14 protein-coding genes and 3 pseudogenes are annotated in these 15,672 nt (G+C 46.2%); 2 read left to right on the top strand and 15 right to left on the bottom strand.

Features of this window, described 5'->3' with window-relative positions; translation table 11 throughout:
• Positions 1–234: 234 nt before the first annotated feature.
• The 4 genes from DW904_RS06460 to DW904_RS06475 are packed head-to-tail and all read right to left on the bottom strand — an operon-like array spanning position 235 to position 3,413.
• Positions 235–1,515 (bottom strand): DUF362 domain-containing protein, encoded by a 1,281-nt coding sequence (locus tag DW904_RS06460; protein ID WP_243110326.1) that lies wholly within the window; start codon positions 1,513–1,515, stop codon positions 235–237.
• A gap of 7 nt (positions 1,516–1,522) precedes the next feature.
• Positions 1,523–2,191 (bottom strand): ABC-2 transporter permease, encoded by a 669-nt coding sequence (locus tag DW904_RS06465; protein WP_118578594.1) that lies wholly within the window; start codon positions 2,189–2,191, stop codon positions 1,523–1,525.
• Complete coding sequence (locus tag DW904_RS06470; protein ID WP_118578596.1) at positions 2,188–3,039, bottom strand: ABC transporter ATP-binding protein; 852 nt, start codon at positions 3,037–3,039, stop codon at positions 2,188–2,190. Before DW904_RS06470 ends, DW904_RS06465 begins: the two co-directional genes overlap by 4 nt.
• Positions 3,040–3,041: 2 nt before the next feature.
• Positions 3,042–3,413, bottom strand: coding sequence for a GntR family transcriptional regulator (locus DW904_RS06475; protein WP_118578598.1), 372 nt, complete (start codon positions 3,411–3,413; stop codon positions 3,042–3,044).
• A gap of 208 nt (positions 3,414–3,621) precedes the next feature.
• On the opposite strand from DW904_RS06475, the pseudogene DW904_RS25075 reads away from it, so the two are divergent.
• Positions 3,622–3,852 (top strand): annotated as a pseudogene (locus tag DW904_RS25075) (DUF6783 domain-containing protein); the annotation flags it as partial.
• Here the strand turns inward: DW904_RS25075 and DW904_RS25080 are convergent.
• The 3 genes and pseudogenes from DW904_RS25080 to rfbD form a co-directional block, all read right to left on the bottom strand.
• Positions 3,796–3,921, bottom strand: a pseudogene (locus tag DW904_RS25080) (DUF6783 domain-containing protein); the annotation flags it as partial. The pseudogenes DW904_RS25075 and DW904_RS25080 overlap by 57 nt on opposite strands.
• 5 nt (positions 3,922–3,926) lie before the next feature.
• Entirely contained in the window at positions 3,927–5,222 is a 1,296-nt protein-coding gene (locus tag DW904_RS06485) for a dicarboxylate/amino acid:cation symporter (RefSeq protein WP_118578602.1), read from the bottom strand.
• A 1-nt stretch (position 5,223) separates the two neighbouring features.
• Complete coding sequence (gene rfbD / locus DW904_RS06490) at positions 5,224–6,072, bottom strand: dTDP-4-dehydrorhamnose reductase (RefSeq protein ID WP_118578604.1); 849 nt, start codon at positions 6,070–6,072, stop codon at positions 5,224–5,226.
• A 186-nt stretch (positions 6,073–6,258) separates the two neighbouring features.
• Between rfbD and DW904_RS06495 the strand changes: the two genes are divergently transcribed.
• A complete protein-coding gene (locus DW904_RS06495; RefSeq protein WP_118578606.1) occupies positions 6,259–8,028 on the top strand; it encodes a PQQ-binding-like beta-propeller repeat protein in 1,770 nt (589 codons plus the stop codon).
• A 160-nt stretch (positions 8,029–8,188) separates the two neighbouring features.
• Here the strand turns inward: DW904_RS06495 and rsmH are convergent, their stop codons facing one another.
• From rsmH to DW904_RS06535, 8 genes and pseudogenes are all read right to left on the bottom strand, one after another.
• Entirely contained in the window at positions 8,189–9,286 is a 1,098-nt protein-coding gene (gene rsmH, locus DW904_RS06500) for a 16S rRNA (cytosine(1402)-N(4))-methyltransferase RsmH (RefSeq protein ID WP_118578608.1), read from the bottom strand.
• Between the two features lie 161 nt (positions 9,287–9,447).
• The gene (gene udk, locus DW904_RS06505) at positions 9,448–10,077 is read right to left on the bottom strand and encodes a uridine kinase (protein WP_118578610.1); all 630 of its coding nucleotides are present in this window, start codon (positions 10,075–10,077) and stop codon (positions 9,448–9,450) included.
• Positions 10,078–10,086: 9 nt separating this feature from the next.
• Positions 10,087–11,007, bottom strand: a complete 921-nt coding sequence (locus DW904_RS06510) for a PfkB family carbohydrate kinase (RefSeq protein ID WP_118578612.1) — start codon at positions 11,005–11,007, stop codon at positions 10,087–10,089.
• A gap of 76 nt (positions 11,008–11,083) precedes the next feature.
• On the bottom strand, positions 11,084–11,905 hold the full coding sequence (locus DW904_RS06515; protein ID WP_118578614.1) for a purine-nucleoside phosphorylase: 822 nt from the start codon (positions 11,903–11,905) through the stop codon (positions 11,084–11,086).
• Positions 11,906–12,024: 119 nt separating this feature from the next.
• Positions 12,025–12,753 carry a Crp/Fnr family transcriptional regulator gene (locus DW904_RS06520; RefSeq protein WP_118578616.1) on the bottom strand — a complete coding sequence of 243 codons (729 nt, stop codon included), beginning with the start codon at positions 12,751–12,753 and terminating at the stop codon, positions 12,025–12,027.
• A 116-nt stretch (positions 12,754–12,869) separates the two neighbouring features.
• The gene (locus tag DW904_RS06525) at positions 12,870–14,060 is read right to left on the bottom strand and encodes a phosphopentomutase (RefSeq protein ID WP_118578618.1); all 1,191 of its coding nucleotides are present in this window, start codon (positions 14,058–14,060) and stop codon (positions 12,870–12,872) included.
• Between the two features lie 25 nt (positions 14,061–14,085).
• Positions 14,086–15,066: an adenosine deaminase gene (gene add, locus DW904_RS06530; RefSeq protein WP_118578620.1), complete on the bottom strand. Its 981-nt coding sequence runs from the start codon at positions 15,064–15,066 to the stop codon at positions 14,086–14,088.
• Between the two features lie 117 nt (positions 15,067–15,183).
• Positions 15,184–15,602, bottom strand: a pseudogene (locus tag DW904_RS06535) (cytidine deaminase).
• Positions 15,603–15,672 lie beyond the last annotated feature (70 nt).

Genomic DNA, 15,672 nt, shown 5'->3' on the forward strand with positions numbered 1-15,672 from the left:
CAGCCGACACACAGCATTTGGGCAATGTGTATTACTCCAGCGAGCCATTTCAGGCGCGCTCTTAGCGTAAGCGAAATCCAGCGCTTACGGAGACTTATGCGTGAGGGCTCTCCCGAACGCATTAGTCGCAGTTAGCGATTAGTTCGCTGGAGCGTTGCGCCGGCGAGTGAGTAATACACATTGTCCAAATGCGTTCGCATTGAAGAACTTTTAATCAATTAAATAGCAACTTTCTTAGCGTCCTAAATAAATTTTCAGAAACTCATAAATTTCTTCTTCAGTTGGCGGACATCCTTCCAGGTGGTTGGTGAAGTGGCGGGTGCAGTGGCCGATTCCCAGGGTGCCTTCCTGGTTTCGGTAACCTTGACCGATGGAGATTCGGGTGGTCAGGTTTGAAAGGAGGCCTTCTTGCTTCAGGCGGTCAAGGGCAGGGATCAGGTTGCCGTAGCATGCGCTGCAGGATTCTACTTCTTCTACAGCGTCGGCAAGCTCTACCACTTTTCGGGATTTAGGAATGGGAGCGCCGGGGTTGCCGTCGAGGGCGTGGATTTCTGCCTGGCGGATGTCGGCGCAGCCAACACCAAGGGTGGCAGCCTTTGTGATGTAGGGAACCTCTTCTACCTGGTAGTACATCATGTCGCAAACGTAGGCATCCATAAGAACCGGATCCACAGCTGCCAGAACGCGGTTCATCTCTACGGGGTTGCCGCCATCCTCGAAATCCAGGTCTCCGCAAATATTGTCTACCACGATGAAATCCTGGTGGATAGCAAGGCCCAGGTGAGCGATGGGGTCATGGAGACCTAATGCGTGAAAACGGCGCTTCTCAGAATTAGGGAGAAGACCTTTCATGTTCTTCAATGCACAGGTGATTTTGGTCTGACAGTGACCTTTTAGTACCGGAACATTAATAAGGAAGTCCAGGTCAAGGACACTTTTACAGATGTTTAAGATCATATCGCCACATTGTACAGGCACTCCCTTTTCCTTTTGCATGTCAAGGAACGGAACGTTATATTTTTCACAGAGGGACTTGAAACCACAGACTTCGTAGGATTCGGAGGTCTTATCTCCTACCCAGGAACCTTCCATGATCACCAGATTGGAAAACCCTTTTTCCTGAAGATATTCTACGATTCCGGCGACTACCTCTGGGTGAGTGGTGCCGCCCCAGTAGGCTTCCATGGGGGCGACCAGGTTTGGCTTGATGCCGATCCGCATATTGTACAAACCAAATTCTGAATTCTGTTTTTCCACAGAATCCGAAGAATAAAAACAGTCCACTTCTGCTTCAGAGTTGTCAATAAGACTGCTCTTTGTTTCAAACTTCGCTTCTGTTATAATCTTCTCACTATTCTGCTGTAAACCTGCCCCGGAATTTTCTGAAAGCACCTTCAATCCGCATTTCTCAAACTTCTTCTCTATCTCCCCTGCCAGATTGCACGCCTCCAGCAGTTCTTTCGTCATCTCCTTATATTCAGTTCCGCATTTTATAAAAATCTGATTCTTCTTCATTTCCGGATCAGTACTCCTTTTTCTCCATAATCTTTATGGATATTGTACAGGAAATCAGAAGCATTAGCAACATAAGAACAAATAGCATCGCCAGACAGACTGGGATTCCAAGGTTCCAAATGCGCAGGCCCAGATTTTTCAGACCTGAAAAATCCACTTTCATTTTCTGGCATAGTTCTACGCCAATCCATCCTACAGCCATGATGCCAAATACAAGAACAAGTAGCACCAGCCTTCCTGTAGAGCTTCCATATTTCAACTGTACCGGAAACACAACCGCATTTGCGAAAACAGCAAGAAAAAGACCGGCAGCTGCAGAAGCGATCAGTTCTTCCCAGGACACCATACGATATCCGGAAGCATTTACACCAATTGCAATTGCAACAGCAACAGCCCACAATACCGTGACCATCCCTGCACCCAGCAGATACTTCTCCTTCACATATTCTTTCCTGCTGATAGGAAAAGTAAAAATATAAGGCATACCATTATCCATATCATCACTTGCTATGGTATTCAGTGCCATAACAGCAGCCAGAACAGACACATAACTGATTAGAAAAGAAGGACCTGCGGAAGTACTAAGGAAACAGAAAATGGCTATAATATATACGCCAATGAACGTTTTCATGTTTCCCCTCATAATTTCCATGTCTTTTACAAACATACCTTTCATAATACTTCCCCCTTGATCATCATAGTAATAACCTTGTCCACAGACCCACGTTCTATTGCAAGCTGCGGGTAGTTCTCCGCATAAAATGCACGCTCATCTGTGAGACAGCTGTAGCCGTATTGCTCCTTCTTCACCTTGAGAATATGCTGCTTATCAAGCAATTCATATTGCTTCTCGTCAGCCTTGATAAGACCATATTCATCCAGCAGCACATCTGTATTCTCATGAAGCACGATCCGTCCCTTATCAATCATATAGATATCATCACACAGGCTCTCCAGATCTGAGGAAATGTGGGAGCTGATCAGAATACTTCTTCCTTCCGTCTCCATATATTCCCGAAGGAGTTCCAGAATGCTGTCCCTGGCAATCACGTCCAGACCGGCTGTAGGCTCATCCAGAACAAGAAGTCTGGCATCAAAGCTGGTGGCTGTCAGCACTTTTAACTTTGCTTTCATTCCTGTGGAAAACTCTTTTAGTTTCTTATCCATGGGGATGGAAAACAGGCTGCACCGCTTCTCAAACATCTCCCGGTCAAATTTCTCATAAGTCTCTGTCAGAATATGCACAATCTGTTTCACGGTCAGACAATTGGAAAAACCGCTGTCAGAAAGTGTCGCGCCTATATCCGCTTTCTCTTTTTTGGAAATCTGCTCCATATCCTTATTAAACAGACGAATCTCTCCTGCATCAGGATGAACCAGCCCTAGAATAACCTTAAAGGTAGTAGACTTCCCTGCTCCATTAGCTCCGATCAGACCGGTGATCTGTCCTTCTTCTATTTCCATACTTACATCCAGGGAAAATCCAGGATAATTCTTCTGCAAATTCTTCAAACTCAGTAGCATATCTACTCCTCCATAATAAGCTCAAACAGTTCCCGGATCTCTTCCTCAGACAATCCGCTGATCCGCGCTTTCCGGATCACTTTCTCCAGTTCTGTCTCAATCTCCCGCTTCCGCTCTTCCATAAGAAGTCCCTGGTTATTCTTGGCAATAAAGCTTCCTTTCCCATGCACCGTAACCACGAACCCCTCTTCCTCCAGAAAGTCATACGCCTTCTTTACCGTAAGAGCACTAATCTTCAGCTCCTTCGCCAAAGTTCTCACAGAGGGAAGCATTTCCTCTTCCTTTAACGTCCCGTCAATGATCATCGCCTTGATCTGATCTGTGATCTGCTCATAAATTGGCTGCATCGACGAGTGATTAATTATGATCTTCATGTGACTCCTCCTTATGTAAACAGCATATAACAGTATTATACTGTTGTCAAGTGTTATATGCTGTTTATTTCCACTTAATTCATAGTTACTTTGAACAATCAGCCTGGGATGGGCAGTGTGTTGCGGACAGTTAGTCAAAAAACGGGATTTTATGAGTATAGCGCAGGTCCATAAACACTGTCTGAGCCCAGCATGGGCGAGTTTGTTTATGGAACCTGCAATCGACGACGGAGTAAAATCCCGTTTTTTGACGTTGTCCGCAACACACTGCCCATCCCAGGCGTCCGCCTTCGCCACACAAAAAAAGACGTGCATACCTGAGTCTAGAGCGTGTTTGAAAAATGCTTTCTGCAAGATGTGCGTCACAATTTGTGGGAGATTTCGCCCGGATGAGGGCGCCGTAGCGGGCTACGGCAACCGAATTCGGGTGAAATCTCCCGCAAAGTGGGACGTGCAGATTGCGGGAATGATTTTTCAAACACGCTCTAAACTCACATACACACGCCAATATTTTTATTCAGCTTTATTAAACACTTCTTTATCCACAGCCCCATTCTGGCAAGCCACAATGGTCGTACAAACAGCATCACCGGTAATATTAACCGCTGTTCTTGCCATATCCAGAATACGGTCAATACCCATGATAATACCGATTGCCTCAACTGGAAGACCAACAGAATTAAATACCATAGTCAAAGTAACAAGTCCAACACTTGGAATACCTGCGGTACCAATGGAAGCCAGTGTGGCTGTTCCGATTACTGTAATATAATCCATAGGAGTCAGCTGGATTCCAAAAGCCTGGGCAGCGAACATAACCGCAACTCCCTGCATAATGGAAGTACCATCCATATTGATAGTCGCACCAAGAGGTATGGTAAAAGAAGAAATCTTCTTGGAAACACCCATCTTCTTGTACAGCGTATCAATAGAAAGCGGAATAGTCGCATTGGAGGTTGCAGTGGAAAAGGCAAAGGCCATAACCGGGAAAAACTTTCTGATAAACTTCACCGGATTCAGGCCTGTGAACAGCTTCAGCAAAATCTGGTATACACCAAAACACTGGATTGCCAGAGCGATCAGAACTGCGATCATATATTTTGCCAGAGGCACAAATGCGCTGAAACCAATGGTTGCAAAAGTTCTTGCGATCAGACTGAATACACCAATGGGAGCCAGACTCATAACCATCATAGTCATTTCCATCATAATATCATTAAACTGGCTGATAAAATTGGAAACGGTCTCCGCACGCTCCCCAAGCTTTGCCAGGATCACACCAATGATCAAAGCAAACACTATGATCTGAAGCATTTCCCCACTTGCCAGGGACTTGATGGGGTTATCTGGAATGATATTGAGAATGGTCTGAACCAGAGAGGTGGACTCCATAGTCTCAATATCGGAAGCATTTACCTGGATCTTACTCATATCAAGACCAATTCCCGGTCTCAAAAGAGTTCCGATTCCAAGGGCAACTGCAACTGCCACCGCTGTTGTGACCAGATAAAATGCAAGTGTTTTTCCACCTACATTTCCCAGCTTCTTAGTATCACCAATAGCCATACTTCCACATACCAGTGAGCAGAAAACAAGAGGTACTACCAGCATTTTCATAAGGCGGATAAATCCCTGCCCAAGAACGTACAGCACTCCCTCAACGATCACATCATTCTTCACACTGCTATCCGGCACCAGGTAATGGAGAACCATTCCTGTGATTGCTCCGGCGATCAGCGCAATAAAGATCATACTGGTTAAGCTGATCTTCTTTTTCTCTTTTACATTCTTTTCTTTCTTCGCGCTCATCTTAGCCCTCCCGTTTTTCTTTCATAAATTCTTCCAGAGAATCCTTCCAGCCAGGCATCTCATATACATCGATAATGCGAAGGATGAAATTATCCAGAACTGCATATGCAGGTCTGGCAGAAGAAAGATCAGACTGCGGGGTAGGTACCGGATTCAGCTGCTCCTCTTTGCCTGCAAGGCGAAGTATCTCCTTTGCAAATTCATAACGATTGCAAACGCCCTGACAGGTTGCATGATAGGTTCCGTACTCATTGGTACGGATCAGATGCAGGATAATTCTTGCCAGATCTTTGGCACTTGTAGGGGAACCATACTGATCCTCCGCTACAGCCAGAGCTCTGCCCTGATCTGCAGCCTCCAGAACACGGTTTACAAAGTTATTTCCCTTTCCGAATACCCAGTTGCTTCGGATGATAAAGTGCTTGTGGGTAAACTCCTTCACATAATTCTCCCCGGCGCACTTGGATTTTCCGTAAACAGTCTTAGGGTTTGTATTGTCAAACTCCGTGTACGGCTTCTGTGCCAGACCGTCAAAAACGTCGTCTGTGGAAAGCTGCACCATCTTTGCCCCTGTTTTTCTTGCTACAAGGCTTAAGTTGCGGGCGCCTAAAGCGTTTACACGAAATGCTTCCTCTGGCTGCTTCTCGCAAAGCTCTACGTCTGTGATCGCAGCACAGTTGATGATCACATCCGGACGGTTGATCTCTCCAAAATGGAGAACTTCGTCTGTTTCTGTAATATCAAGCGCATTTTTGTCTGTATTCAAAACTTCAATTTCCAACGGATCCAGCACTTCATTAATTGCCTCGCCAATCTGGCCTTCAGATCCTACGATCCATACTTTCAGCATGTTTTCTCCTCCTTTTCACACGATAAATAATATTTTAACAAGCCAGGCCATACACTGTCAAGAAAAAAGATTGCGCCCTTTTTCCCAATCTGAAAATTGAATTTCCAAAACAGCTGTTAGCATCTTGAATTTCCCAGTCATACCTTGTATAATTTTTGCCAAATGAACAGGGAAGGATTCAGAATTATGAAAAGAAAAGTAGGGAAACGAAAAAAGCAGCTGCAGCAAAAATATTTCTTCCGAAAACTTCTTCTTACAGAAGGGATCCTGATCATTGCAGCAGTTATTATACTGGGAGGAGTTTTCCTCGTAAAAAGGATACGGGAAAATGTAAATACAGTTTCCATGGTTGAGGAAGCCAGCGGTCTGGACATGGATGACTCCAATTCTCTTGCCGCTGTAAAAGCCGCAATGGCAAGACCGGCAGAATTTTCTCCTAAATGCGTAGATTCCACCAGCCCATCTTTATACATAGAAACCACAGACATTGAGGTGGACGGACAGATACTTGCCAATACTTCGGATTATACCTCCACAGATACCCACTCCTTCGATGCCGGGATCAGCTACACAGATGTGGATGGAATCGTCACCTTCCGCGGAAACAATTTCCGCGACACTGCAGCCTATGGCAATACACAGATCAAAAATGGAAAAATCCAGGATCTCTGGACAGCAAAAACCGGCTCTATTACTTACGGAGATGCCACCTGGTCCGGAAGCGGCTGGACCGGACAGCCTCTTATGGAAAAATGGTCCCAAGAAGTAAAGAAGTCCATGAATATGTACGACTGGGCAAAGGAAAAAGACGATCTTGTAGAAGTGATCTATGCCTGCATGGACGGCTATGTATATTTCCTGGATCTGGAAACCGGCGAGGCTACCAGAGATCCCCTTTACCTTGGTTTCACCTTCAAAGGAGCAGGTGCACTTGATCCCAGAGATTATCCAATTATGTATGTGGGCGCAGGTTATGACAGCAATGAAGGCACTGCCAGGGTCTTTGTTGTGAATCTTCTGGACTGCAGTGTGATGTATACCTTTGGAAATAATGATGAATTTTCCCTTCGCGGAAATTTAAGCTACTTTGATTCCTCCGCCCTTGTGGATGCTGCCACAGATACCCTGATCTATCCAGGAGAGAACGGAATTCTTTATCTGATCAAACTGAATACCAGTTATGCCCCGGAAGCAGGCACCTTGTCCATCAATCCGGATCATATTGTGAAATGGCGCTACTACGGAACACGTACCAGCGTAGGTTCCTACTGGCTTGGCATGGAGGACAGCGCAGCCATCTATGACGGTTATCTTTTTATTGCTGATAACGGCGGCAATCTGATGTGCCTGGATCTGAATACCCTGCAGCTTGTATGGGTGCAGGATATTCTGGATGACTCCAACTCCACTCCTGTTTTGTCTGTGGAGGACGGACACCTTTACCTGTATGTCAGCACCTCTTTCCGTCTGGGCTGGCGAAGCAGCACCACTGCAGAGGTTCCTGTCTGGAAAATTGATGCGGAGACAGGAGAGATCATCTGGCAGACCTCTTACGACTGTTCCTCCGAGGACAGTGTTTCGGGCGGTGTACAGTCTACCATCGCTGTTGGAAAAGAAGAATTGTCGGATAACATTTATGTGACAGTTGCCAGAACCGGCGGACAGGCACAAGGTGTACTTGCATGCATTGATAAAAATACCGGGAAAGTAAACTGGGAACATGAATCTGCCTATGCCTGGTCTTCACCTGTATGTGTATACAATCCGGATGGCAGCGGAAAGGTTCTCTACTGCAACAGCACAGGACATATCTATCTTCTGGATGGAAAAACAGGAGATGTTCTTGACTGCCACCAGATCAGTGAGGGAGTCATCGAAGCATCTCCTGCTGTATATCAAAGTTATATGGTTGTGGGAACCAGAGATTGTAAAATATGGGGGATGGAACTGCAGTGATGCGGTTCCTCCCCATTTTATTTATGCGCTAGGCGAGCCAAAGTTCGTGCCTGCACGAAAAACCTTGGTGACTGACGCGATAACGAATAAAACTCGCAGAGCGTGCTTTGTCTCATTTACTCGATAGGCGAGCCAAACTCGCGCAGCGTATTTATCGCGTTTACTCCGATTTAATCGCCCAGCGCATTTTCGTAGACCGTGCGCGTCCATTCTGGGCACATTCCTGGGCTGACGGACGGATCACGTCTCTGGAATAATCGGAATAAATTCCCTCTTTGTATCCAGCCTTCAGCGCTTTCTTCACCAGCTTATCCTCTCCTGAATGGAACGTAAGGATTGCCGCTCTTCCACCAGGCTTCAGTGCTCCCGGCAACTTCTCCATAAACTCATACAGAACCTCAAACTCCCGGTTCACATCAATCCGAAGGGCCTGGAAAGTACGCTGGCAGGTCTTTTTGATGGTCTCCTTCTTCTCTTTTTCCGGAAGGAAATCCAAAGTTTTCTCAATGACCTGGCGAAGCTTTGTGGTGGTATCCATGTGGTTTCCCTTGCGGATCTCATCTGTGATTGCCTTGGCAAGCTCCTCACAGTATGGCTCGTCTGAATTTTCATAAAGCATTCCTGCAAGCTCATCCCGGGTAATATGTTCCAGGCGCTCTGCCGCACTGATCCCGGCTTCCTGATTCAGGCGCAGATCCAGAGGTCCGTCTGCTTTGAAGGAAAAACCTCTCTTGGGATTATCGATCTGCATGGAGGACACGCCGAGATCAGCAAGAAGGAAATCAAAACCTCCCACTTCTTTTGCGATCTCATCAATGGTACAGAAATTCTGAAGTTTAATGGTAAGAATATCCTCCCCAAAGCCAAGATCTTCCAGTCTTTTCTTTGTCTTGGCTGCTTCCTCATGGTCTACGTCAGTGGCATACATATGCCCCTGTCCCTGCAGGCACTGAAGCATGGCCTTTGTATGACCGCCGTAGCCAAGTGTGGCATCAAAGCCAATCTGTCCTGGTTTGATCTCCAGAAAATCAATAATCTCTTTTACCATAATAGAAATATGCATGCCTGCCGGGGTATTCCCTTTTTGCATTACATGCTGAATGGTATCCTGGTATTTCTCTGGCTGAAGTTCTTTATATTTCTCCTCAAATTTTTTCGGGTATCTGCCCTTGTAGCGCACTCTGCGCTTATGAGACTGCTGCCCCTCCTGCACACTCTGCGCATTCTCATGCTGTCTGTTCTCTTTTTCCTGTGACATTCTGATCTCCTGTATCTTTTTATCTGTTGCCATCTACCAATTTCGCAGAAAAATTCTTTATGCCGGAATTCTCACCCATTTCGTAAACAGCAACTTTCATTTGCTAATTCTGCCGCATCATCACATCAATGTTTCCAAACTACAGCTAACATCTTCTGTAATTACCCCTGCTTCCGTTTCTCCAATTCCATACTGATTTTCGAAACAAACAGATCAAACGCCACGTCATTCTTTCCGCTGTTGATCACAATATCAGCCTTGGAACGAGTGGGCTCTACATAAAGGTAATGCATGGGTTTCACTGTATTTAAGTACTGTTTAATAATTCCATTCAAGTCTCTTCCCCGCTCTTCCACATCACGAGAAATCCGGCGGAGGATACGCTCATCGGCGTCAGCTTCCACATAGACCTTAATATCAAGGAGCTCACGCACTCTGGGATCTGCCAGAAGAAGGATTCCCTCCACAAGGATCACCGGACTTGGGGTGATATGAAGGATCTTGTCGGAACGGTTATGTTGGGAATAATCGTAAACCGGACAGTCAATAGCTTTCCCCTGCCTCAGAAGTTTCAGATGCTCCACCAGAAGCTCTGTCTCCAGGGAATCCGGATGGTCGTAATTCACAGTCACACGCTGCTCAAAAGGGATTCCATCCTGTCTGCGGTAATAATTGTCGTGATAAAGGACTACTACGTCATCTCCAAAACGCTTTTTAATTCTGTTTGTAAAAGTAGATTTACCGGAGCCGGAGCCGGAGCCGCCGGCAATTCCTATAATAAGACTTTCCATATTCTTCTCCTACCTGTCAAGATCAAATTCTTCCGGCATAAATCTCGGACAAATGTTCTCTGAGGTACAAATTACAGTTGAGGAAAGACGGGTACCAATGGCACATGCCTCTCTCATTGTTTTTCCATAGGTAAGACCTACGCACACACCTGCAAAAAAGGCATCTCCCGCGCCTGTGGTGTCAACCACATCTACCTTCATAGCTGGGTAAACGCCCCAGTTTCCTTCCTGATCTGCATAAGCTGCACCATCACTTCCCATGGTAACCACCATCTTTGGAATATGGGCGGACTGGATCCTTTTTGCCAGACACCGGGCCATCTCTTCAGGCTTCAGGTCACCGTAATCCTCAGAAAACAGGATGCCCGCTTCCTGCTGGTTGCATACAAAGCAGGCTGTCCGCCTTAAGAAGTCACGTCTTTCAATGGCAATGGTCATATTCGATACAAGAGCGTATACTTTTTTGCCGTATTTCTCTGCATAGTGAAAGGTCTTCTTCACAATTTCCTTGTCAATATCGATTTCGATCACAACGCTGTCCGCATCCTGGAAAATTTCATCTCCGTGTTCATCCAGGATCTGCTCTATCGGACGATGGTCCGGACGTTTGGAAATAGATGCCACCACATCTCCGTCCTGGTCAAAGACAGCCAGCCAGGTTCCCATGCCGTTTTTTACCTTACGCATATATCTGGTATCTACTTTATGACGCTCCAGTTTGCGGATCACATCATCCCCCATAGCGTCGTCATCTACCAGACTGACAAAGGTTGGTTTCAACTCTATATTGGCAATATCTTCCACTACATTTCTTCCTACACCGCCGTGGATCTGCTGGATCACACCGGCATTTCTTCCTCCAGGAATAAATGGTGCTGTGGAATACCCTTTCACATCGATAAATACATCACCGATTACAACAATTCCCATATTATTACTTTTCTCCTTTGTTACGTGATACCTTTTGGTTTGCGCTGCCTCTTATGGAACCCGCACTGCCCCACGGCTACATACCGGCTATGATTTCCGTCACCAGCTTTTTAAAAGATTTCGCCACTCTGTCTGCAGTCTCCTGAACCTCCTTGTGGTTCAGCTCCTGTTTCGAAATGCCAGCTGCCATGTTGGTGATACAGGAAATTCCGCACACTTCAATTCCCATATGACGGGCTGCCATTGCCTCACATGCAGTGCTCATTCCAACTGCGTCACCGCCCCATATAGCCGCCATTCTCACTTCAGCCGGAGTTTCATAGGCAGGGCCTGTAAACTGCACGTATACGCCCTCCTGGAGACCTATACCACATTTTTCCGCACTGGCGCGGATCACCTCTCTCAGACGTCTGCTGTATACCTCACTCATATCCGGAAATCTGCATCCCAGCTCCTCAATGTTCGGTCCGATCAGCGGACTTGGAATTCCTGTGGTAATATGATCGGTGATCATCATAAAATCGCCTGGTTTAAAATTCGGGTTCACTCCACCGGCTGCATTTGTAAGAAACAGCTTCTTCGCCCCCATCATGCCTATCAATCTTGTGGGAAGAACTACATCCGTCATTGGATAGCCTTCATAGTAATGCACTCTTCCCTGCATGATCACAACCGGCACATTTTTCACATATCCAAATACAAATCTGCCTTTGTGGCCTGCAACTGTGGAGGTTGGAAAACCTTCAATCTCTGTATAGTCAATGGTGGTTTCGATCTGGATCTCATCTGCATAATCTCCAAGGCCGGATCCCAGGATCAGCGCCACTTCCGGTTTAAAATCTGTCCTTTTTCTGACACTTGCAAGACAAGTCTCTAATTTCTGATATAAATCGCTCATGTACACCTTCTCCTTTATCTACAGCTATCCGGCTTATTGCCAGGACAGCTTATAACATTATTTTCATATAAACAGAAAGCCTTCAATACCATGCGTTTTGCCATAGTCTTGTTTTCCGTTTATACGTTGCCGATTTTCTCATCAACAGTCTGCTTTAGCCTTTCGTACTGCTCCCTGTCGATGTAGATCTGATTGCCTTTTTTCACGATCAGCTGTTCTGCTTGAAACTTCTTGATGGCGCGGCTGATGCTTTTCAGGCAAAGGCCTGTCTCATCTGCCAGATTCTGCCGGCTTTCGCCGATGCATAAAATGTCATTTTTGTTATATTTTTCGAACCATTCCGAGAAGAGTACAGCTAATCTGTCAGCCCCTTCCAAAAACAGGTACAGACGGTTCCGCCGCTCTTCCTCCAACAGGGAAGCACAGGTAAGCTTTGCCTCCATGCGAAAAGCTTCCGTATCTGAATAAATCCATTTCTCATACTGCGCTCTTGGAAGCTTGGTAACAATACACTCTGTCTCTGTCTGCAGGGTGGTCTGGTAGGTATCCTGTCCCAGGATCACCTCCATACCACCAAGCGCAATGAGATTCATAGGCTTCATAAAATCATAGGCAATGCCGGAAATCCGGTAATCAGTGGCTTTTACCCTTCCTCTGGCAACAAAGAAAATCGTATCTGCCGGTTCATTTTCCCTGATAAAAGTAGTTCCGGCTTCCATTATCTCACTCTGAAACAGGTCCATAAGCCATAATGGCGCAGTACGGAAATACGCCTCAAATTGTTTCTGTTTCTCACGTTCCAGTTCACGAAGGAATGGAAGTACATCGTGTAAATAGGTGTGTTTCATATGATTTCCTCATCTTCTGCCATGTGCTGCAAATCATTTGTTTCTATCCGGCTTCTGCCGCAAAAGCAGACAATCCACCGGATGAACAACCGCTATCCAACAGCTACTTTTCTATTTTAGCATAATTTCTCAAGAATGGAATGTCCGATAGTTCCTTCCGGCATTTTCACGTCAAAATTATCTGCTACTGATGCGCCAATAACGGAAAAAGTATCCTCGTTTTCAAGGGGGCCACCCTCTTTCATAGTCTTGGAATAAGCCAGGAAGGGAACATACTCTCTGGTATGGTCAGTGCCGTTATAGGTGGGATCATTCCCGTGGTCCGCGGTAAGAATAAGAAGGTCATCCTCCCGAAGCTCTTCCAAAAGAATGCCCAGATTCCTGTCAAACTTCTCGATTTCCTTGCCGTAGCCTTCCACGTTTCGTCTGTGTCCCCACAGGGCATCGAAATCAACCAGATTCACAAAGCAAAGTCCCCTGAAATCCTCTTTGCAGATCTGGATGGTCTGCTCCATGCCGTGTACGGAGCTGTCAGAATGATAGGTCTTTGTGATTCCTTCTCCGCAGAAAATATCGTTGATCTTCCCTACACCGATCACATCCAGCCCATTATCCTTTAACGCATTTAATGCAGTCAGACCTGTTGGCTTCAAAGCATAGTCATGCCGATTACTTGTTCGCCTGAACTCACCTTTCTTTTTGCCAACGTATGGTCTGGCGATGACACGGCCTACACGCCATTCATCTTTCCGGGTAATTTCTCTTGCAATCTCGCAGCAGCGGTACAAATTCTGAAGATCAAAGGTTTCCTCATTTCCGCAGATCTGAAGAACAGAGTCGGCTGAAGTATACACGATCATGGCACCTGTATGGATTTCTTCCTCCCCAAGCTCTTCAATGATCTCCGTTCCGCTGGCGCTCTTGTTTCCAATCACGCGCTTGCCGCAGCGCTTCTCCAGCTCCGCGATCAGCTCCGGCGGAAAGCCGGTGGCTGTGAAAGTCTTAAACGGCTTCTCTGTCTTAATTCCCATCATTTCCCAATGACCAGTCATTGTATCCTTGCCATTGCTGGCTTCGCCTACGCGCATGTAACGTCCAATCGGCTTCTCCACACCTTGCATATTTCCTGCCGGATGAAGATTTAACATTCCAAGCTTCTTAAGATTTGGTATTTCCAGGGAGCCCATTTTATCCAGAATATGTCCGAATGTATCCACTCCCACATCCCCGAATTTCTCTGAATCCGGCATGGCACCGATTCCCAGAGAATCCAGAACGATCACGAAAATCCTTTCATATTTTTTCAAAATAAAATCCCTCGTTTCCAATATTTTATCCTTTTATTCCCAGTTCAGAATACAATCTCGCTTTCACCTCATCAGTGGCAAATGCCGTATCCACTGCATTCTTCATCATCAGCCGTATCTCTTCCTCCTGAATGCCATACGTGTTCTGGATGAACTGAAGCTCTTTGGTAAGGCTTGTGTTGCTCACTGTACGGTTGTCCGTGTTGATGGAAACCTTCAATCCTGTGTTCAGAAATTCCCGGATGGGATATTCTGACGGACTGTTTACTGCTTTTGTCTGAAGATTGCTGATGGGACACATTTCAATTCCAATGCCTCTGTCAGCCAGCTCTTTTTGAATATTATAATGACCTCGCATGGCGATTCCATGTCCGATCCTGCCGGCTCCCGCTTTTACAGCATCCACAATGTTCTGTACGCTTCCGCACTCTCCTGCATGAAGGGTAAAGGGCATCTCCAGCTTACGGGTGTTCTGAAAAAGCTCCATAAACTGTGCCATGGGATATGCTGCTTCCGCACCTGCCAGATCCGCCGCACACACACCATATCCCAGATATTCACGGGCTGTTTTTATCATCCGGCTGTTGTCATCCTGGCTGTGATGACGCATGGCACAGGTAATCACACCAAACTCCGTTCCAAAGTCTGCTCTGCCCCGCTCAAGGCCTTTTAATACCGCCTCGATCACAGCACGGCAGTTCATTCCGGAGGTCTCTGAAAGAAGAGGTGCAAAACGGATTTCTGCGTAGCGTACATTTTCCTGGCTCATGGTGCGAAGTACATCGTAGCCAGCTGCCTCAAGCCCCTTTTCATCCATAATGCACTGACCCGGAAGCGAAAATTTCTCCAGGTATTCTGCAAGGCTTGTGCAGTCATCGGACACGCTAAGCTCTTCCGGCTGTACCCTTCTTCCCAGCTGGCTCTCCATGAACTCCCGGCTTAAAGACCCATCCAGATGACAGTGAAGCTCTGCCTTTGGTAGTGCTTTTAATTGTTCGATTGTCATAATTTTTTCTCCTGCAATTCTTTATGCTGCCTTATAACTGCCGGATTCAATGCCAGATCACTCTGTTTTCGGCATTTTCCGGCATACTTCATAATACTATTCTCCAGTCAGCAGCTTTCATGCCAGATTAGAAGGTCCGAATCCTAACGGCAGGAGTTCTTTTAGTGTATACACATCATAATGCTCTTTGTCCACCGCCAGAATGACCTGGAAGGTTTCCGGGTTGCAAAACTCCATCATGACCTGTCGGCACACGCCGCAGGGAGCTGCATATTCTGTGAGCACGCCAGCCTTACCGCCGACAACACAGATAGCCTGAAAATCCTTCACCCCTTCGCTTACTGCCTTGAAAAATGCGGTACGCTCCGCACAGTTTGTGGCTGTATACCCGGCATTTTCAATGTTGCAGCCTGTGTAAACCTGCCCGTTTTTTGCAAGGAGGCTGCGCCTACTTTAAAATTGGAATATGGTGTATAGGAATATTTCAGCTGGTGGATTGCTGTATCAATCAGCTGGTTAATCATCTCTTTTTCCATTTTCACACCTCTCTTATCATTCACATTTTCTGATTGTCTCTGACAACATAATGCTCTTCTCGATGAACGT

Source organism: Ruminococcus sp. AM42-11, from assembly GCF_003480145.1.
GTDB lineage: Bacteria > Bacillota > Clostridia > Lachnospirales > Lachnospiraceae > Blautia_A > Blautia_A faecis.